Here is an 18,774-nt window from a genome sequence, read left to right on the forward strand (position 1 = left end):
GTTTCATCGTCACGACTCATAACAGCTAACATACTTAACCTAATTACCATTTCAACTTATTTAGCAAGTTTATATCGATTGATTTTGTATTTCTATATACCATTACAATAATAGCTAAGCCCACAGCCACTTCTGCTGCTGCCAGTGCCATAATAAAAAAGACAAAAACCTGTCCTGAAGCATCTCCATGGTAGGCAGAGAAGGCCGCTAACAAGAGATTAACGGCATTTAACATGAGCTCGATAGACATCATGATAATAATGACATTTCTTCTTATTAAGACGCCTATTACGCCAATAGTAAAAATAATACTACTTAAAAGAATATAATGATTAAGGGGAATTCCCTGTATATCTTGTATAATAGCTTCCATTTAAATATCTTTAGGTTCTTTTTTTGCTAATAAAACAGCTCCTACCATTGCCGTTAACAATAAGATAGATGAAATTTCGAACGGTAATAAAAATTCCTTGAATAAAACCTTGCCTAAGTTATCCACCAAACCTATCTCCGGATTTTTAAGAACTACGGGGTTAGAAACTTCCAAGACCTTAACGGACCCCGCTATAGTAACTAATAAGCACATACCTGCGATGGTACCGATTGCCTTAACCAATACCGATTTCATAGGTTCCGTTTCTTTATTTAGATTGAGCAGCATGAGTACAAAAAGGAATAAAACCATTATTGCTCCCATATAAACAATGAAATTCACCACCGCTAGGAATTGCGCATTTAACAGAATATAGTGTACAGTAAATGTAAAGAAGGTAATCACCAAATAAAGCACGCTATGTACTGGATTTTTGGTTGTAATTACCATTACTGCAAAAAATATAGAAAGAAAGGCTATAAAATAAAATAAGCTCATTTTAAGTTCACGTTGTTAATTTGATTAGTTAATCTCTTGTTTAAGGTTTGCCATCTCTAACAAATTGACATCAAACCTTTCTTCCACTAATTTATTTTTCCCGTATATAAAATCCTTCCGTAAATAATCGGCCGGCACGTGCGGACCATCTAAGTAAATTGCTTCTTTAGGACAAGCTTCTTCACAAAGGCCACAAAAAATACAACGCAACATATTTATTTCGTATACAGCGGCATATTTTTCCTCCCTATAAAGATGTTCTTCACCTTTTTTACGTTCAGCCGAAATCATGCTAATTGCCTCAGCGGGACAAGAAAGCGCACATAAACCACAGGCAGTACACCGCTCCCTTCCTTCTTCATCTCGCTTCAGCGAGTGCATACCCCGATAATTCTTGGAATATGGTCGTTCTACTTCCGGATAAGACACTGTAGCTTTCTTTTTAAAGAAGTGCCGTATTGTAATGCGCATTCCTTTTATAATTGCCGGAAGATACATACGCTCCCAGAAATTCATAGGTTTCTGCTCCAATACCTTTTTTCTATTACTTAAAGATTCCATCTTTTATCCTTTCTCTTTATATTACGCTATACAAATGCATATACCTGATCGGTTACCCCTGTTAGCGTTACCAGTAAGTATCTTTTATTAACGTTATTATACCTGTAAGCACAATATTTGCTATAGCTAAAGGTATGAGAATTTTCCAGCCAAGATTCATCAACTGATCATACCTAAAGCGCGGTAGTGTCCATCGAATCCACATAAAAAAGAATATGAATGCAAAAATTTTCAGAAAAAATGCGAGCACACCGATAATGGTTATCCAATTTTGAGATAATCCGAGGTCATTCATAAACGGGAAGTTATACCCCCCAAAATACAAGGCTGACATAACAGCAGAGGATACAAACATGTTGATATATTCTGAAAACATGTAGAGTCCTAATTTCATGGACGAATACTCTGTATGATACCCTCCTACCAATTCTGTTTCGCATTCAGGTAAATCAAAAGGGACTCGATTACATTCGGCAAAAGCACACGTTACAAAGATGATAAAGCCAAGCGGTTGAACCCATATATTCCAATTTACAAAACCGCTCTGTTGTGCAACGATATCTTTAATAGACAAAGTTTGCGTAACCATCAGAAGTGCGATGATGGATAAGCCCATTGCAATTTCATAGCTAATACTCTGTGAAGCTGCACGAATAGCACCCATTAAAGAAAATTTATTATTTGAAGCCCATCCGCCCAACATAATACCATACACACCTAACGCAATCACGCCAAAAACATATAAGATCCCCACATTGATGTCTGCCACCTGTAAGTCAATCACCCGATCGCCAATTGTTAACTGCTGCCCCCAAGGAATGACCGCACTGCTAATACAAGCGGTAATAATGGCTATTGTTGGCCCCGCAATAAATAAGCTTTTATGCGCCCCTGCCGGAATAATTTCTTCTTTAAAGAAGAATTTACCACCATCCGCCAGCGGTTGTAAAATTCCGAATGGCCCCGCACGATCAGGACCATTTCTATCTTGCATAAACCCTGCTACCTTCCTCTCCGCAAGCGTAGAATACATGGCAATTACCAAAGTAAGCACGAAAACAATTGTAATTAATACGAATTTTTCTATAATAAATGCTGTTTCCATTGCACTGTTTTAATGATCAGTTTTTATTTAATTAGTCGGTTTATTTATAATCGCACTGAACGTTCAAACTGATACTTATTTGCTTCTTTTAATGTTGGATTTTCTTTAATAACCTGTAGCGGCTTTAAGTTCTCATAATGGTTCGATGAAATAACCGACGTATGTGCTACGGCTCTTGGCCCTTCAATAGCCCAATCAGCTGTATGTTTTTTCTCAAACCTACAGGTATTACAAATAAATTCTTCCACCTCACCATACTGGTCTTTACGCGCTGTTACCCGCAGAACCTCTTCTCCCTTATACCATAAGGTAACTTTACCAGAACAAGTTGGACAATCGCGATGTGCTTCTACCGGTTTTGTAAACCATACCCTGTTCTTAAAACGAAAGGTCCGATCGGTAAGTGCTCCTACCGGACATACGTCGATTACATTACCGGAAAAGTCATTATCAATCGCCTTTTCGATATAAGTTGAAATTTCAGCGGCATCCCCTCTGCCCAAAATACCATGTACCCGTTGATTCGTCAATTGATCAGCAGTAAATACGCATCGATAACAAAGAATACATCTTGTCATGTGTAGTTGTATTTTATCTCCTATATCAATTTTATCAAAAGTTCTTCTCTCGAACTCGTAACGAGTAGAAACGGCCCCATGTTCAAAACCTAAATCTTGCAAATGACATTCACCCGCCTGATCGCATATCGGGCAATCTAAAGGATGATTGATAAGTAACATCTCCACCACCCCCTTTCGAGCTTCTATCACTTCATTCGAAGTGATATTCTGAACTTCCATACCATCCATCACAGTTGTACGGCAAGAAGCAACTAACTTAGGCATGGGTCTCGGATCTTTTTCCGACCCCTTGCTTACCTTTACCAAACATGTACGGCATTTACCTCCACTACCCTCTAACTTCGAATAATAGCACATGGCTGGCGGGACAATGTCTCCACCAATCTTTCTTGCTGCATTTAGTATGGTTGTTCCTGGATCAACTTCAACAGGAATACCATCAATACTTACTTTTATCTTTTCGTTATCAGCCATAATTTTAGCTTTTAGCAAATAGCTATTTAACTTAATTTATCCAAACAAGGACCCCGTAGTACAATTAAATAACCGGTTCTAGAGGATCTGCATAATGTGCCAATCCGTAATTTCCGGTTTGGGATTCTTCGCCATGTGTAACATGCCATTCAAACTCATCTCTAAAATGTCTTATTGCACTTGCTACCGGCCATGCGGCGGCATCTCCAAGCGGACAAATTGTATTCCCTTCTATCTTCTTTGAAACATCCACCAATAAGTCCATATCACTCAAGTTACCATGACCATGCTCCAAGCGATGTAGGACTTTTTCCATCCAACCGGTCCCTTCCCTACACGGCGAACATTGTCCGCAACTTTCATGATGATAAAAACGTGTAAAATTCCAAGTATTCCGAACGATACATTGATCTTCATCAAATACTACAAACCCGCCAGAGCCAAGCATCGTTCCAGTGGCAAATCCACCATCTGCTAACGATTCATAGGTCATTAAGCGGTTATCTCCTTTTGCTGTTTTTAAAATAAGATTTGCTGGAAGTATGGGAACAGATGATCCACCTGCAACAACAGCTTTCAATCTCTTGCCGTTTGCTATTCCTCCACAGTATTCGTCTGAATAAATAAATTCTTCAACGGGTACTCCCAACTCAATTTCATAAACACCAGGCTTGTTAATATTGCCAGACGCTGAAATTAATTTCGTACCTGTACTCCTCTCAATACCAATTTTAGCATATTCTTCCGCGCCAATATTCAATATAGGTACAACGGCAGCAATAGATTCAACGTTATTAACTACCGTTGGACAGTTATATAATCCTGCAATAGCAGGAAAAGGCGGCTTTATGCGAGGGTTTCCCCGTTTCCCTTCTAATGATTCTAATAATGCGGTTTCTTCTCCGCAGATATAAGCACCGCCACCTGGCTGCACATACAATTCAAGATCATAACCAGAGCCGAGGATATTTTTACCCAAAAACCCAGCGGCTTTTGCTTCTTCAATTGCTCTTTCTAAAATTCTAATTTGAGGCATCATTTCACCGCGCACATAAATATAGGACGTTTTTGCACCAAGCGCATAGCTCGAAACGATCATTCCCTCTATCAATGCATGTGGAATGTGGGTCATTAAATAACGATCTTTAAATGTCCCAGGTTCCGATTCGTCCGCATTACAAACCAAATAACGCGGTACACCCTCTGGCTTAGCTAAAAAACTCCATTTCATGCCTGTGGGAAAGCCTGCTCCGCCTCTTCCACGCAAACCAGATTTTTTCACCTCCTCCACTACATCTTCCGGGCTCATGTTTTTTATTGCCTTTTCAACAGCACGATACCCCCCCTTCTCGCGATAAACGGCTAAAGTGTTTATCTGGGGTACATTTATATGTTCTAATAATAGTTTTCGAGCCATTTTATTAATTACTATTATGTTAAAGCCTTGCTTAACCTTTGTTTCTTAAACTTTCAACTAACTGATCAACACCTTCTTCTGTAAGATGTTCATGATAGGTGTACTCAGGTCCTATCTGGAGTACTGGTCCCATTCCACAAGCAGCAACGCATTCTATGCCACGCCAGCTAAACAAGCCATCGGGCGTTACTTCATTCTCCTTAACACCTAATCGGTTTTCGATATGTTTCATAATACGTTCTGCTCCAACTAGGCAACAAGGACCTGTCCTACAGACTTCTAAAACATACTTCCCCCTTGGTTGAAGAAAAAACATAGTATAAAAAGTAGCTACCTCATAAACTTCTATCGGTTCAATTTTGAGGTAACTGGCAACCTTATCCATTGCGGTAACGCTTAACCAGCCAAATTGAGCCTGTACTAAATGTAACATCGGCAACAAGGCAGATTTCTGTCTACCTTCCGGATATCGTTTTACCAACTCATCAAATTTGCTGATCAGATCTTCCTGAAATTCGACGGGTTCGTTTTTCTTTACACTAAGCATCTAATTCTCCTGCAATAACGTTTAAACTACTCATGTTAATTATAGCATCTGAAAGTAACATCCCACTACTCATAGGGGCATACATCTGATAATTAATAAAAGAAGGTCTTCTAAAATGCAATCTATAAGGAGACCTTCCTCCGTCACTAATAAGATAAAAACCTAACTCACCATTTCCACCCTCTACAGCATGGTAAACTTCCGTTTTAGGTGTATCTATTTCGCCCATTACAATTTTGAAGTGATAGATTAACGCTTCCATATTATTATAAACCTGTTCTTTTGGAGGTAAATAAAATGCTGGTACGTCTGCGTGGAATATACCTTTCGGCTCTTTTTCTATTTTTTCCAGGGCTTGTGCGATAATTCGAAGGCTCTGACGCATTTCTTCGTTCCGAACCATATATCGATCGTATACATCTCCGTTTTCTCCAACTGGAATATCAAAGTCAAATTCTTCATAAGAAGAATAAGGTTCATTTGCTCTAACATCGTAATCAACTCCCGTTGCTCTCAATATCGGTCCGCTCCAGCTATAACTTAATGCCGTTTCGGGACTAACGCTTGCTACTCCTGCCGTACGTTCTATGAAAATCCGGTTTCTATTAAACAAATCTTCAAATTCTGCCAATACAGGCGGATATCGTTTGATAAATTCCTTTATTTTCTGGAAGGCTACTTCATTAAAGTCACGTTCAAAACCTCCAATTCGACCAATGTTAGTTGTCAGCCTAGCGCCGCATATCTCTTCAAATATTTCGTAGATGAACTCCCTTTCTTGCATTACATAGAGAAAACCCGAAAAGGCGCCCGTATCCACTCCTAAAATTCCGTTGCAAATAATGTGATCGGCAATACGAGCAAGCTCCATAATGATAACACGCATATATTGAACACGCTTCGGAATCTCAATTCCCAGCAGTTTTTCCACGGTCATATGCCAACCCATATTATTGATCGGCGACGAACAGTAATTAAGTCTATCCGTTAACGGTGTTATCTGATAATAAGGCCTATGCTCCGCTATTTTTTCAAAAGCCCTATGTATATAACCGATAGTGGAAACCCCACTAACTATTCTTTCGCCATCTACCTGCAATACATTTTGAAACACACCATGTGTAGCAGGGTGCGTTGGTCCTAGATTAAGGGTAACCAATTCATCTTGCGGATCATTGTCTTCAAAAATCGGATGGTTTGGTTTAACAACAGGCTTAAACTCGCTCATAACATAAACTTATCTTCCAAAGAAAAAATCTTTCTTATCTACTCTATTAGGATCTTCCAGCGGATATTCTTTCCGCATAGGAAAGACTTCCATATCATCTACATTCAATATTCTCCTCAAATCGGGATGCCCTGTAAAGATTACACCGAAGAAATCATACGTTTCTCTTTCCATCCAATTTGCACCATTCCACAAAACGGTAGCAGACGGAATTTCGGGTTTGCCTCCATCCAAAAACACCTTTACTCGAATACGGACATTATGCTTTAAGCTATGTAAATGATAAACAACGGCAATACTCAATGATTGTGAAGGATAATGGACGGCCGTAATATCAGTTAGATAGATAAATTGAAGGTCCTTATGCGTTTTCAAAAACTCAAGTACTTCAATAATTTTTTCTTTAGCTGTTTCTACCGCCAATAATCCAAACGCCTCGTCAATACTTTTAACATCGCCTCCAAATTCTTGAGACATCAATTCTAAGAGTGTCTTATTATCTAATCTAGCCATTATGGATACCGTAACTTTCTAACAATGCTTTATATTCATCAGACTCCCTTCTTCTAACGGATTCAGTCCTTACAATGTCCTGTAACCGCATTACACCATCTAGAATGGCTTCGGGTCTTGGTGGACAACCAGGGACATATACGTCCACAGGAATTACTTCGTCAATCCCCTGTAGCACTGAATAAGTATCGAAGATACCTCCACTCGAGGCACATGCCCCTACGGCTATCACCCATCTAGGCTCTGCCATTTGTATATAGACCTGTTTAAGCACAGGGCCCATTTTTTTTGCAATTGTCCCCATGACTAACAACATGTCCGACTGACGAGGGGAGAAACTAGGTCTCTCTGCTCCAAATCTGGCCAGATCATACGTTGACCCCATAGTGGCCATAAACTCAATACCGCAGCAAGAGGTTGCAAAAGGTAAAGGCCATAAGGAGTTTGCTCGGGCTAGCCCAACAGCTTTATCAAGAGTAGTGGCAAAAAAACCTGCCCCTGATACTCCCGGAGGAGCGGGGGCTAATTTTATATCACTCATAATTCACGGTATTAAATGCCAACTGGTCATGGCATTGATATCACAAAAACAACCTACACTTCAAAGGCAGGTATGCTCTCAAATTTAATAATTTAGCACTCAGAAACGACAACTAATGGTTATTTAGAACTGTTCTACAGAAAAGAAAAAGGTTATTAATCCCACTCTAATGCCCGTTTTTTGATAACGTAAATAAAGCCCAGCAATAGAAGCCCCATGAAGATGAACATTTCTATTAGTCCGTCCATTCCAAAGGATCTAAAGTTCACAGCCCAAGGGTACATGAAGATCACTTCAATATCAAATATGACAAAAAGTATAGCTACCATGAAATATTTTATAGAAACAGCTTGCCTTGCATTTCCAATTACTTCTATACCGGATTCGAACGAGCTAAGCTTATTATCTGTACGAAGTTTGGGCCCTATTATATGGGTAACAATGATGGTACCAACGCCAAACCCAGCGGCAACTATCATTTGAAAGAGAATTGGTAAGTAATCTATTGGAGTACTGGTTGTAGCGGCGTCCATAATCTTGTCTTTTTTAATCTGATTACAAACATAAACGATACTTCTGAAAATCACAAGTCTCACTACTAAATACTATCAAATAGCAGTGCCCAGATCTAGCTAGATCTGGGCACTGCTATTAAATGATATGTTATATAATAACTATTTCTTTGGTGCTGCTGCATCTGCACCAGCAGCAGCTGGTTTTAATTGCTCTAACGTTTGTGTAGCATAGGCATTACCAGGCTCAGCCTCTAAAGCTTGCTGTAATTGTTGGCGAGCTTCTTCATATTTTTCCTGGTTTACTAAGTTTGCTGCAATCACGTTATGCGCTTCTGCTCTTGACCTGCCTGCCTTTTGAATAACATCTGGTTCTTTCGTTCCTATTACTTCTAGATATTTCTGATAATGAGGCACCGCCAATCCTTTAGGATTTTGAGGGTCATCATCCAACAATGAGTATGATTTGGCTTTAAACAAATAAGCTTCAGCCATATCAGGCGCTACTTCATTCACTTTATCAAAAGCAACGATGGCGTCATTCAAAATAGCTTTACTTGGTTTTGGTTCTTTACTCAGACCCAACGCATAGTTATAGTACTGCGAGAATCCCCAATAGAATAGGTCATAGTTGTACGTTTTTGATTTCGGCGCCTGAGCGGCAGCTTTAAATAAAGCGCCAGCAAGTGCGAAATTTTTTGCGTCAAACGTTTTCTTTGCTTCGCCGCTTAATTGTTCCGCTAGTTTCCAAGTAGTATCCTTTGCAACCGCTTTACTTAGATTCGCAACTCCTTGTGCCAGCAAAGTCGTATCGGTCGTACTTGAAGCAGAATCTGCAGCTACACGAATCTCCGATAAACCTAAGAAATAGTAGTCATCTGGAATAATTCTGGCTTCCTCTACTTTGGAAAGAAAATCTGTCAAGGCTTTCTGACTAGAAGGGTAGTTACCATTTTCGTAAGCAGCATAACCTAAATAGCGCAAAATACGCGGATTAACTTTATCTACCTTAGCCATCTCGTTCGCTTGTTCTTCCAGGTTCTTATAATCCTTTGCCTTAATCATGAAATCGGCGTAACGCATACGAGAATCTAATGAATAATCGGTCAGATCCATATATTGCTTATAGAACTTCATGCCTTCTTGAATACGGCTGTTATAATCTTCCGTTTTTGTAGCAAATTGTGCGTAAGCGTTATAAGTTTCTGCCAACTCACGATAAGCAGGTGCATATTCAGGATGTTCTTGTGTAATTTTAGTCAAATCTTGCACTGCTTCTGGAAAGGCTCTTGCTTGTTTGGAGATAATGGCCATTTGTACACGTGCACGTGTAAACGTATTATCCAAATCATAAGCATCCCGGAAATTTGTGTAAGCGTTACTTGCATCGCCTAGCCCGAAATAAGCATCCCCTAAAGAGGAAGGAATTAAGGCATCCTTTTGGTTAGCAGCTTTCGCTTTTTCCAAATACGTCAAGGCTTTCTTATAATCAGGCTTCTCCAAATTTGAATTCATGTAGGCCCTACCCACATATAAATTTTCTAAATAGTCTTTCTTTTTAGCTTTTTCTGTTGCTTCTGTAAACAACTTTTCTGCTTCGGCAGTATTATTTTGGGCAAGTGCCACTGCACCTAGGCCCACTTTATTTAGATTCAATTTTGGATCTGCCTCTAAGCCTTGTTGAAAAAAGGTTTTGGCAGAATCAGGATAATCAGTGACCAAATAGATGTCGCCTAGATAAAAATAGTTCTCCGCATCTTTTGGTTTATTCTGAACCAAATTCTTTAAAATGGATTTAGCTTTAGCATACTGCTCGGCGTCTATGGCAACTTGTGCATCTTTAAGACTTTGTGCATAAGAAGCCCCCGATGCTATAAAAGCAATCGCAAGACCTAAACCTGCTGCTCTTCTTATCATTTTCATTGTTCTTTTGTTTTTTAAAAGTCTAATTTACTATTTTCTAATAATTATTTCCCTTGGAGGAATGCTGTCTGGCAATAATCCGGATTTCAAAATCAATCGTTGCCCTCTTTCTCCATATAAAAAAGCTGAAAAGCCGATTCCAATCGCTTCTTTACCCTGCACATTAATGCTATACAACGCACGGGTAAAGGGATACAAATTTAAAGCCAAGTTTGATTGAGTAGGTTTATAGAAGCCATCATCACCAGGTTTTCCCTGCTGGTTTTTAACCCCTAGGGTCTTAATATTCTTGACATAGCCAAGCAAATTCATAGGTGGCCCGGCAATCCAACTAATCCCAACAACTCCCACGCTTTGTGGATTTTCATTCACATATTTTAAAATATCGGCATTGCTTTTTAGCGCGTATACACCCCTTTCAGGTAGCTTATCAACTTTGGCGAGTTTTCTAAAATAGGCAACCGTACTTGAGTTCGCATTATCAAATACCAGGGATTTAACCCCCTCCACGCTTTTACCTTGCATAATTTTAATAATATCATCCACTAAAATAGTAGAGTCACTATTGTTTTTATGTGTAATTACGGCGATCGCATCTGTAGCAAAACGTACAGTTCTCGGATAAATTGTTTTTGCTTTAAAAAAATTCACCTCCTTCTCAGTAAGCTCCCGTGTCATAACTGCTAGTTGCGCCGAGTCTTTTAATAAAGCATTGACCACTTCATTCTCAGATTTTGCAACCATTGTTAGCGCTGCATTTGTATAACTACTTTCAAATACACTTATCTGATCTTCAATCAGAGGAGCAATTGTTTCATCCACAAATATATTTGCTCTACCTGTAAGTATCCCTACGCTATCTTTTGATGGCGTATTATTACAAGACATCAGTAGGAAGCTTGTAACAGCTATACTTGTTAAAATAAGAGCACGTATATTGAACATTCTTAATTAGGCATGTAATGTAAAGCTAACAAAAAATTAAATATCTCCTGTAGTTATCGTGTAAAAAGCGTTCTACTTTTGTATAAAACTGTCGCTTATTACCTGTATCTCTTTCGTTCCAAGCGTTGATTTTGCCATAATCTAGCAAAGCGTAAAAAAGAATAAACGATTAGTAAGATTCCAAATAAAATACGGTATGTACGGTCTAAGCTTAAAGGAAAATCCTCCCAAAAGATGATGATTAATCCCAATACAAAATAAAAGCCGAACATGAAAAGGCCCAAAATGGACAGAAATCGCTTTGAGGGCGATTTCTGCTTATTCGTATTGTTATTTCTACTTTCAAGCATTTAATTACATTCCTTGAAGGTTCAATTTAATAGGAAGTGAATACGATACACGTACCGGACGTCCATTCTGTATTCCTGGTTTCCATTTAGGTGACGACTTTAGCATACGTACGGCTTCTTCACCTGTACCATACTTAAGATCACGTAAAACCTTGATATCTGTTAAAGAACCATCGCGTTCTACCACAAAGGAAACGTGTATTGAACCGTTCACACCTTGCTCTTTCGCCATTTGCGGATAGTTATAATTTTTACCTACCCATTTGTAGAACTCTTGCATACCACCAGGAAAGGTTGGCTGTACCTCCACAGCATTAAAATCCATCACACCTGAACCCTCCTCTGTTACCTGCGCATCTTTTGGTCCTTCACCTACAGGCATATCGATACGAATATCTGCTGTTGGATCACCTGCAATAGTTTTTGGACCTGGATCCGCTTTTTTCAACTGCTCAACAGTTGGCGGTTCTTCATCTCTCACCTGTTCAGCAGGAACCACCTTCGGTGGAGGCATACGCACCTGATCCACACGTGGAGGTGGAGGTTCCACTGGTGGAGGTGGGGGTGGAGCTTCCTCATTTACAGGAGGAGGCTCAGACAGCACCACTTCTGTTTCTATAACTTTTTCCGCCTCATCAACTTGATCGCCTCGAATCGCCTTTATAATCATAGGAGAGGTAATCAAGCCTACGAAAATTAATACACCTATAAGCAAAGCCCGTGCGGTATATTTAGGAGATATGATACGCAAGTCATAAGCACCGTAGGCCTTATTTCGCCCTGCGAAGACTACATCAAGCCACTGCCGTTTAAATATATCTAATTTAGACATTCTTATTTCAATTTTGGGATTTTAGCCCTTGTTAATAAATTCCCTCGCGCTTTAACAACTCAACTTCCGGATTACTAATATCGCCAATCATATATTGTGTTGCGTTAACAATCTTCATTTCGTCGAGAATATCGACCAAATTACGATAGTTGGAATGATCGCTTGGTCTAATAATAACAATTAGACCCTTTCCAGTAGCGGCCTGCACGTCCTTCATTTTCGTCAACAACACAGGTCTGATTCCATTCTTACCATGGTCTACTACCGTAGGGCCATCCAAGGGCTTTTCCAATTGCCCCATGTAATATTCTATTTTGTTATTAGCTCCTAATAGTATGGTCATACTCCTATTATCGGCAACTTCCAGGTTATCCTCTTTATTCTCTTTATCCTTATCAGGCATGTTGATATCCATTGCATGAGGTTTGTTTAAGGAAGTAGTGAGCATAAAGAAAGTAATCAAAAGGAAAGCCAAGTCTACCATCGCTGTTAAATCAACCCTAGGTTGCTGTTTACCACCGGTATTTAATTCTGCCATTTCTTAATTCTCTTTAATGATTAGTTATGATAATCAATTCTTCTCTTCTCCTTTAAGGTTAGTCACCAGACTAAACTTATTAACCTTTTGCCCCTGTAGAATGTCTATCACTTTTTTAATAGCAGGATATTGTTCTTTGGCATCTCCTTTTATAGCAACGCGCATTTCTGCGTTGTTTATTTCTTTGGTTGCATAGCGCGCCGCCAAAATCCACTCGTTCAACTCCGACGGGGTGTTCCCTACGGAATCAGCAGGGATACCTGGCTGTAAGCCTGTTTTGTTACGCTCAGCATTATCCATCGCGATAATTTGCTTCAAGTTTCCGAATGGTACACCAAAGCCTTCCATAAGAGAAAATCGCTCCTTTTCTTGTTGTGAGAACCCTACACTATATTTTTCCGACATCCTTTCGAGCATACGCATCCTTACATTTGGCCCAGTAACACCAAAAAACACTTTCCCATCTCCTCCCACTGTGATCGTACCTAAATTTGTATCAGGCACTTTAATTTGGACAGTTGAGGCAGGAGTATCTACCGGAAGAGGTTCTGGTTGACGAGCCGTTGCTGTAAGAATAAAGAACGTAAGCAATAGGAATGATACATCACACATCGCTGTCATATCGATGGTCGTGCTCGCTCTTTTAACTTTAATCTTTGGCATCTCTTTACGTTTATAAATAAATAAAAATCTTGTTTCTGATATAGTGATGCAAATTCCATTCTATTTCCATAAAGATTATGGAATTTTTTTCACCTTTTTTATTTATGCTTAGAAGCGTAAGTCTGAACAATTGAGAAACCAGCTTCATCAATAGAATAGGTCAACTTATCTATTTTAGAAGTAAATACATTATACATAATAATTGCTAAGGTAGAGGTAAAGATACCAGTAGCTGTATTGATAAGTGCTTCCGAGATACCGTTCGCTAACTGCGCTTGGTCAGGAGCACCACCAGTACCCAATGCGGAGAACGCCTTGATCATACCTGTTACTGTACCTAATAGACCTGTTAATGTACCAATAGAAACTAACGTAGCAATTACAGTTAAGTTCTTTTCTAACATAGGCATTTCAAGTGCCGTTGCCTCTTCGATTTCTTTCTGAATGGCCAATACCGAATGCTCCGTATCTAATGTACTATCAACCGACGCTTCTTTGTATTTGAAAAGGCCAGATTTAATTACGTTAGCTACAGATCCTTGTTGTTTATCACATTCACTAATAGCCGCATCAATGTTTCCAGAAGAAAGATATCCTTGTACTTTTGAAACAAAAGCATCAACATTACCTTTACCAGATGCTCTACTGATCACGAAGAAACGTTCGAACGAGAATACCACTACCATCAGAAGAAGGCCTAAGAGTACAGGAACGATGTACCCAGCTTTGTAAACCATTGCAAAATAGTTTCCCGGTATCGGTTCGCCTTCTGGGTCTCCTCCTTGGAAGTTCGCTGGATCACCCATAACGAATTTCCATACCAGTGCTCCAATAATGAAGCAAATAATAATTGCCAGACTTGCAAATACGTTTGAACCTTTTGAGCTGCTCTCTTTTTTAGCCGGGGTTGGTTTTGGTGCGTTTGCCATTTTTTTGATTTTTTAGTTTTTAGTTTTTATGGATTAATTTTAATTGTACAATAAATACTTTGCCTCAAGTGTTTATTTTTAAAAAGGCAAAAGCAAATTTATAATTTTAGATTTAAAAACAAATTTATGTAATATTAACTTTAAAATATGCTTTTCTTACAAACGTGCAACAGCGGCATCAACGCTAAAAAAAGCCTTTTTATTACAGCCATTCCCTATTTAATAGCCGCAATATTTTACAATAAAAACCATTTTTTTTTGCAATTGCAAATAAATGACACAAAAAAACAGTGATTTTACTATCTATTTCGTAAATAGACCGCGTTAAAAATGTCGTTTTAACATATTTAAAATTATTCATAATTTATTATTAGTCAACAAAGTACATATAGTGTAAAACAAACACTATGTATGCTCCAAAATTCACTATATCTTACTGCTCGAATACTTTTAGTTTAGCTTTTATCCGTCTTCGATGCATTTTTAACGGCTAGTCTTTATATATATTGTATGTATGTGAATTTAATTCATCAAATAGTGGCATAAAGCACATAATTACCCACCTATTTGCTTCACTTTATAGCCTTCTTTTAGGAGAAAATCAAAGATTTTCGCTCGAAAATCCCCCTGAATAAGGATTTCATTATCTTTTACAGTACCGCCACCCCCACAACGCTGTTTAAGCGTTTTACCCAACTTCTCTAAGTCGGCCGATCGGCCAATGAATCCGGAAACAAGTGTAACAGCCTTCCCTGCTCTCTGTCTTTTATCTAATGCTACACGCAACTGTTGTTTTTGAGGCACAAGTGTTTCCACATCGGTTTTTTCGGTTTCTTCGTACTCAAAATGCTGGTTTGTGGAATAAACTATTCCATCAAACTGATTTTTCTTTTGCTTAGACATGCCTAATACTTATTTCTTTCGCAAATGTTATTATAAGACTAACATACAACTTTTAAAGAAGAAGGCAAAACTTCAATGGTTAATTTTTGACTAAGTTCTACAGGTTCTCCATCGAGATGGATCGGTCCTTTTTCTGGTCTTTCTATCGTAATTTGTTTCCCTTTTATAATTTCCACATAATCTGATTGATGTGCGGTGCGACTAAATAAATGATAAATCATGACGGGGAATTGAATGAGTGGAAATGGTTTAATAATACATACGTCCAATATACCATCATCTGCTGAAGCACCCGGAGCAATATATGCATTGTTTCCATATTGAGGTGAATTAGCAATACTTATCATAAAGGCTTTTCGCTCCAGAGAATTTCCATCGATATTCAGTTTATAGGTTTGAGCTTTGTATTTACTAATTTCCCCCAACACTATTTTTAAATAACCGACAGGACCTCTTGTTATATTTTCCGCAAAACGATCGCTAATTAGGGCATCAAATCCCATTCCTGCAACGTTAAAAAAAGCGCGTCCGTTTATCAAGCCGCTATCAATCGTAATCGTCTTGAAAGTATTAATTTTCTTAATCGCCTGTGCAATATCAGTTGATATACCCAAGTAACGAGCCAAGCCATTACCAGAACCTTCAGGTACAATAGCAAGCGGAATAGTACTATTTAACAGTTCTTTTGCTATTTCGTTAATGGTACCATCTCCACCTACAGCTACTAATAAATCAATTTCATCTGCCAGTGCTCTCTTTGCGAGCTCCGATGCGTGATTAGCACGTTCGGTTACTATAAACTCGGCTTCAAACAAATTGAAGTCCAAATGTTTTCGCGCAAGCTTTTCGAACATTTTCTTATTTTTCCCACCAGAAATTGGATTAATTAGAAATTGTATACGCTTCTTTACCATGTTAATGTCCACTCCTTCGAGGAGCAAACTTAGATAAAATCCTTTATATACAATTCAGAATTAAGGAAAAAGCTTAACATTGAGAACCAATGCTCAAGTAAAATGAAAATTCTTGGCCCATAACATTCATTATTATCAAAATGAATTGTACTTTTGTAAGGTAAAATGTGGAATGATTTGCGTGCCAATTATATGGCTGGATTGCAACCACAGTAAAAAAGTGCTAAAAAGCTTCTATCTGTTTTAACACTCCTCCGCATTACCTATCACAACATTTTACGACTAATAACATAATATTTATACTGAAAAACTAGTTTTATGCCATATTTATTCACTTCAGAGTCAGTTTCAGAAGGACACCCAGACAAAATTGCTGATCAGATTTCCGATGCCCTAATCGATAATTTTCTTGCTTGGGATCCTGATTCCAGAGTAGCCATTGAAACGCTCGTTACAACTGGTCAAGTAGTACTAGCAGGCGAAGTTAAATCAAATACGTATTTAGATGTTCAGAAGATAACACGTTCCGTTATCGAAAGGATAGGATATACGAAGTCTGCCTATATGTTTGAAGCTAATTCATGTGGTATTTTATCAGCTATTCATGAGCAATCTGCAGATATAAACCAGGGAGTTGATCGTAAAGAAAAGCAAGATCAAGGGGCAGGAGATCAAGGTATAATGTTCGGCTATGCAAATAAAGAGACCGATAATTTAATGCCCCTTGCACTCGATCTTTCTCATAAATTGCTATATGAACTGGCATTACTAAGACGAGAAAATAAGGAAATCTCTTATCTTCGACCTGATGCTAAGGCGCAAGTTACCATTGCTTACAACGATGATCATACCCCGTTGCATATCGATACTATCGTTATTTCTACGCAGCATGATGATTTTGACACAGAGACGGCAATGTTAGCTCAAATAAAAAAGGATATTATAGAAATCCTAATACCGAGGATAAAGTCCCAATTGAAACCTGCCCTTCAGGATCTATTTAACAATGACATAACTTATCATATTAATCCCACGGGTAAGTTCGTAATCGGTGGCCCGCATGGAGATACCGGCTTGACCGGTCGCAAAATTATCGTAGATACCTATGGAGGTAAGGGGGGGCATGGCGGAGGTGCTTTTTCCGGCAAGGATCCTTCGAAGGTAGACCGATCAGCAGCGTACGCAGCACGTCATATTGCTAAAAACTTAGTGGCAGCAGGTGTAGCAGACGAAATTCTAGTACAATTATCATATGCCATTGGCGTAAAAGACCCCATGGGAATATATGTAAATACTTATGGTAAAAGCAATGTAGGTATTACGGATGGAGAAATAGCAAATAAGATCAAATCGCTATTTGATCTTACGCCCTACGGTATAGAGACAAGATTAAAACTCCGCAATCCTATATATACAGAAACAGCTGCTTATGGACATATGGGACGGGATCCAAGAATAGTAACCAAAACATTTGAAAATACTATTGGTGAGACAAAATCTATTGAAGTTGAACTCTTTACGTGGGAAAAGCTTGATTATATTGAGCAGGTACAAGAAGCCTTCGAGATTTAAGCGGATTTAAAATATATCAAGAGCTCATTTATACAAATGGGCTCTTTTTATGCTATTTATTTAGTAAAAACCTTATTTTTGACTGATCTATCGCGCATAAGTACAGGTATTCAATGAAGAAATTTTTTGGCTATATATTAACCCCCATACACTATCTTTATTTTGGATTAATCTTAGTGGTATTTCACCCCATCCAATGGCTTTCTTTAAAATGGGGAGGCTATACAAGCCACAAACGTTCAGTTGATATATTAAATTTGTTTCTTACGAGTAGTTGTTATATTCTAGGTAATACAGTCAAATTTATTAATAACCAACACCTCCCAGCCAATCGCTCTATTATATTTATAGCCAATCACCAAAGTATGTACGATATTCCACCGCTTATTTATTTCCTGCGAAAATATCATGCTAAATTCATTTCCAAAATAGAGCTTGCTAGCGGAATACCCAGCATATCCTTTAATTTAAAACATGGCGGCGCGGCGAATATAGACAGAAAAGATCCGAAACAGTCCGTTGCGGAAATTCTTAAACTAGCCAATAACATGAAGGAGAAAACATGGTCAACTATTATCTTCCCTGAAGGTACTCGCTCCAAAACGGGTATTATGAAGCCTTTCGCAGTAGGCGGAATCGCTACGATATTAAAGAAAGTTCCTGATGCATTAATTGTTCCCATCGTTATTAATAACTCGTGGAAAATGGTTCAATATGGTTTTTTCCCCTTGCATACTTTCTCTCCTATGAGCTGGGAAGTTTTAACACCAATAGAGCCCGAAGGATTAACGGCAGAAGAAGTGGTGAAATTAGCCGAAGAAGCAATCAAAGCAGGCATTAAGCAATAATGCTTCT

Annotated in this window: 21 protein-coding genes; 2 read left to right on the top strand and 19 right to left on the bottom strand. The window is 38.6% G+C overall.

Annotation, left to right across the window (positions count from 1 at the left end; translation table 11 throughout):
• Positions 1 to 43 precede the first annotated feature (43 nt).
• From nuoK to BMY50_RS20855, 19 genes are all read right to left on the bottom strand, one after another.
• On the bottom strand, positions 44 to 373 hold the full coding sequence (gene nuoK / locus BMY50_RS20760; RefSeq protein WP_093328526.1) for an NADH-quinone oxidoreductase subunit NuoK: 330 nt from the start codon (positions 371 to 373) through the stop codon (positions 44 to 46).
• Positions 374 to 871 carry an NADH-quinone oxidoreductase subunit J family protein gene (locus BMY50_RS20765; protein WP_093328529.1) on the bottom strand — a complete coding sequence of 166 codons (498 nt, stop codon included), beginning with the start codon at positions 869 to 871 and terminating at the stop codon, positions 374 to 376.
• A 24-nt stretch (positions 872 to 895) separates the two neighbouring features.
• Positions 896 to 1,432, bottom strand: coding sequence for a NuoI/complex I 23 kDa subunit family protein (locus BMY50_RS20770; protein WP_093328532.1), 537 nt, complete (start codon positions 1,430 to 1,432; stop codon positions 896 to 898).
• Between the two features lie 67 nt (positions 1,433 to 1,499).
• Positions 1,500 to 2,537 (bottom strand): NADH-quinone oxidoreductase subunit NuoH, encoded by a 1,038-nt coding sequence (gene nuoH, locus BMY50_RS20775; RefSeq protein ID WP_093328539.1) that lies wholly within the window; start codon positions 2,535 to 2,537, stop codon positions 1,500 to 1,502.
• A gap of 44 nt (positions 2,538 to 2,581) precedes the next feature.
• Positions 2,582 to 3,592: a 2Fe-2S iron-sulfur cluster-binding protein gene (locus BMY50_RS20780; RefSeq protein ID WP_093328541.1), complete on the bottom strand. Its 1,011-nt coding sequence runs from the start codon at positions 3,590 to 3,592 to the stop codon at positions 2,582 to 2,584.
• A 64-nt stretch (positions 3,593 to 3,656) separates the two neighbouring features.
• Complete coding sequence (gene nuoF / locus BMY50_RS20785; protein WP_093328544.1) at positions 3,657 to 5,009, bottom strand: NADH-quinone oxidoreductase subunit NuoF; 1,353 nt, start codon at positions 5,007 to 5,009, stop codon at positions 3,657 to 3,659.
• 31 nt (positions 5,010 to 5,040) lie between these two features.
• A complete protein-coding gene (locus BMY50_RS20790) occupies positions 5,041 to 5,556 on the bottom strand; it encodes an NADH-quinone oxidoreductase subunit NuoE family protein (RefSeq protein ID WP_093328549.1) in 516 nt (171 codons plus the stop codon).
• Positions 5,549 to 6,784: an NADH-quinone oxidoreductase subunit D gene (locus BMY50_RS20795; RefSeq protein WP_093328553.1), complete on the bottom strand. Its 1,236-nt coding sequence runs from the start codon at positions 6,782 to 6,784 to the stop codon at positions 5,549 to 5,551. Before BMY50_RS20795 ends, BMY50_RS20790 begins: the two co-directional genes overlap by 8 nt.
• A gap of 9 nt (positions 6,785 to 6,793) precedes the next feature.
• Entirely contained in the window at positions 6,794 to 7,297 is a 504-nt protein-coding gene (locus BMY50_RS20800; protein WP_093328556.1) for an NADH-quinone oxidoreductase subunit C, read from the bottom strand.
• Positions 7,290 to 7,838: an NADH-quinone oxidoreductase subunit B gene (locus BMY50_RS20805; RefSeq protein ID WP_093328559.1), complete on the bottom strand. Its 549-nt coding sequence runs from the start codon at positions 7,836 to 7,838 to the stop codon at positions 7,290 to 7,292. The genes BMY50_RS20800 and BMY50_RS20805 overlap by 8 nt, the downstream gene beginning before the upstream one ends.
• 155 nt (positions 7,839 to 7,993) lie before the next feature.
• Positions 7,994 to 8,371: an NADH-quinone oxidoreductase subunit A gene (locus BMY50_RS20810; protein WP_093328561.1), complete on the bottom strand. Its 378-nt coding sequence runs from the start codon at positions 8,369 to 8,371 to the stop codon at positions 7,994 to 7,996.
• 141 nt (positions 8,372 to 8,512) lie between these two features.
• Positions 8,513 to 10,273, bottom strand: a complete 1,761-nt coding sequence (locus BMY50_RS20815; RefSeq protein ID WP_093328564.1) for a tetratricopeptide repeat protein — start codon at positions 10,271 to 10,273, stop codon at positions 8,513 to 8,515.
• Positions 10,274 to 10,303: 30 nt separating this feature from the next.
• Positions 10,304 to 11,161, bottom strand: coding sequence for a PstS family phosphate ABC transporter substrate-binding protein (locus BMY50_RS20820; protein ID WP_162276646.1), 858 nt, complete (start codon positions 11,159 to 11,161; stop codon positions 10,304 to 10,306).
• 411 nt (positions 11,162 to 11,572) lie between these two features.
• Positions 11,573 to 12,400 (bottom strand): energy transducer TonB, encoded by an 828-nt coding sequence (locus BMY50_RS20830; RefSeq protein ID WP_093328571.1) that lies wholly within the window; start codon positions 12,398 to 12,400, stop codon positions 11,573 to 11,575.
• A gap of 31 nt (positions 12,401 to 12,431) precedes the next feature.
• Positions 12,432 to 12,938: an ExbD/TolR family protein gene (locus BMY50_RS20835; protein ID WP_093328574.1), complete on the bottom strand. Its 507-nt coding sequence runs from the start codon at positions 12,936 to 12,938 to the stop codon at positions 12,432 to 12,434.
• Between the two features lie 33 nt (positions 12,939 to 12,971).
• A complete protein-coding gene (locus BMY50_RS20840) occupies positions 12,972 to 13,601 on the bottom strand; it encodes an ExbD/TolR family protein (RefSeq protein ID WP_093328576.1) in 630 nt (209 codons plus the stop codon).
• Between the two features lie 98 nt (positions 13,602 to 13,699).
• Positions 13,700 to 14,530, bottom strand: coding sequence for a MotA/TolQ/ExbB proton channel family protein (locus BMY50_RS20845; RefSeq protein WP_093328578.1), 831 nt, complete (start codon positions 14,528 to 14,530; stop codon positions 13,700 to 13,702).
• Between the two features lie 555 nt (positions 14,531 to 15,085).
• Positions 15,086 to 15,433: a translation initiation factor gene (locus BMY50_RS20850; protein ID WP_093328581.1), complete on the bottom strand. Its 348-nt coding sequence runs from the start codon at positions 15,431 to 15,433 to the stop codon at positions 15,086 to 15,088.
• A gap of 38 nt (positions 15,434 to 15,471) precedes the next feature.
• Positions 15,472 to 16,347, bottom strand: coding sequence for a diacylglycerol/lipid kinase family protein (locus BMY50_RS20855; protein WP_093328583.1), 876 nt, complete (start codon positions 16,345 to 16,347; stop codon positions 15,472 to 15,474).
• A gap of 318 nt (positions 16,348 to 16,665) precedes the next feature.
• On the opposite strand from BMY50_RS20855, the gene metK reads away from it, so the two are divergent.
• Complete coding sequence (metK, locus tag BMY50_RS20860) at positions 16,666 to 17,919, top strand: methionine adenosyltransferase (protein ID WP_093328586.1); 1,254 nt, start codon at positions 16,666 to 16,668, stop codon at positions 17,917 to 17,919.
• Between the two features lie 113 nt (positions 17,920 to 18,032).
• Positions 18,033 to 18,767: a lysophospholipid acyltransferase family protein gene (locus tag BMY50_RS20865; RefSeq protein WP_093328588.1), complete on the top strand. Its 735-nt coding sequence runs from the start codon at positions 18,033 to 18,035 to the stop codon at positions 18,765 to 18,767.
• Positions 18,768 to 18,774: the final 7 nt, after the last annotated feature.

It is taken from the genome of Olivibacter domesticus (genome assembly GCF_900109575.1).
Taxonomy (GTDB): domain Bacteria; phylum Bacteroidota; class Bacteroidia; order Sphingobacteriales; family Sphingobacteriaceae; genus Olivibacter; species Olivibacter domesticus.

Bases quoted from the DNA above. Each gene is read 5' to 3' on its own strand.
- BMY50_RS20800 (WP_093328556.1), bottom strand. From the start codon at position 7,297: ATGGCTAGATTAGATAATAAGACACTCTTAGAATTGATGTCTCAAGAA.
- BMY50_RS20840 (WP_093328576.1), bottom strand. From the start codon at position 13,601: ATGCCAAAGATTAAAGTTAAAAGAGCGAGCACGACCATCGATATGACA.
- BMY50_RS20845 (WP_093328578.1), bottom strand. From the start codon at position 14,530: ATGGCAAACGCACCAAAACCAACCCCGGCTAAAAAAGAGAGCAGCTCA.
- BMY50_RS20830 (WP_093328571.1), bottom strand. From the start codon at position 12,400: ATGTCTAAATTAGATATATTTAAACGGCAGTGGCTTGATGTAGTCTTC.
- metK (WP_093328586.1), top strand. From the start codon at position 16,666: ATGCCATATTTATTCACTTCAGAGTCAGTTTCAGAAGGACACCCAGAC.
- BMY50_RS20810 (WP_093328561.1), bottom strand. From the start codon at position 8,371: ATGGACGCCGCTACAACCAGTACTCCAATAGATTACTTACCAATTCTC.
- BMY50_RS20795 (WP_093328553.1), bottom strand. From the start codon at position 6,784: ATGAGCGAGTTTAAGCCTGTTGTTAAACCAAACCATCCGATTTTTGAA.
- BMY50_RS20855 (WP_093328583.1), bottom strand. From the start codon at position 16,347: ATGGTAAAGAAGCGTATACAATTTCTAATTAATCCAATTTCTGGTGGG.
- BMY50_RS20805 (WP_093328559.1), bottom strand. From the start codon at position 7,838: ATGAGTGATATAAAATTAGCCCCCGCTCCTCCGGGAGTATCAGGGGCA.
- nuoF (WP_093328544.1), bottom strand. From the start codon at position 5,009: ATGGCTCGAAAACTATTATTAGAACATATAAATGTACCCCAGATAAAC.
- nuoH (WP_093328539.1), bottom strand. From the start codon at position 2,537: ATGGAAACAGCATTTATTATAGAAAAATTCGTATTAATTACAATTGTT.
- BMY50_RS20850 (WP_093328581.1), bottom strand. From the start codon at position 15,433: ATGTCTAAGCAAAAGAAAAATCAGTTTGATGGAATAGTTTATTCCACA.
- BMY50_RS20835 (WP_093328574.1), bottom strand. From the start codon at position 12,938: ATGGCAGAATTAAATACCGGTGGTAAACAGCAACCTAGGGTTGATTTA.
- BMY50_RS20770 (WP_093328532.1), bottom strand. From the start codon at position 1,432: ATGGAATCTTTAAGTAATAGAAAAAAGGTATTGGAGCAGAAACCTATG.
- BMY50_RS20780 (WP_093328541.1), bottom strand. From the start codon at position 3,592: ATGGCTGATAACGAAAAGATAAAAGTAAGTATTGATGGTATTCCTGTT.
- nuoK (WP_093328526.1), bottom strand. From the start codon at position 373: ATGGAAGCTATTATACAAGATATACAGGGAATTCCCCTTAATCATTAT.
- BMY50_RS20765 (WP_093328529.1), bottom strand. From the start codon at position 871: ATGAGCTTATTTTATTTTATAGCCTTTCTTTCTATATTTTTTGCAGTA.
- BMY50_RS20790 (WP_093328549.1), bottom strand. From the start codon at position 5,556: ATGCTTAGTGTAAAGAAAAACGAACCCGTCGAATTTCAGGAAGATCTG.
- BMY50_RS20820 (WP_162276646.1), bottom strand. From the start codon at position 11,161: ATGTCTTGTAATAATACGCCATCAAAAGATAGCGTAGGGATACTTACA.
- BMY50_RS20865 (WP_093328588.1), top strand. From the start codon at position 18,033: ATGAAGAAATTTTTTGGCTATATATTAACCCCCATACACTATCTTTAT.
- BMY50_RS20815 (WP_093328564.1), bottom strand. From the start codon at position 10,273: ATGAAAATGATAAGAAGAGCAGCAGGTTTAGGTCTTGCGATTGCTTTT.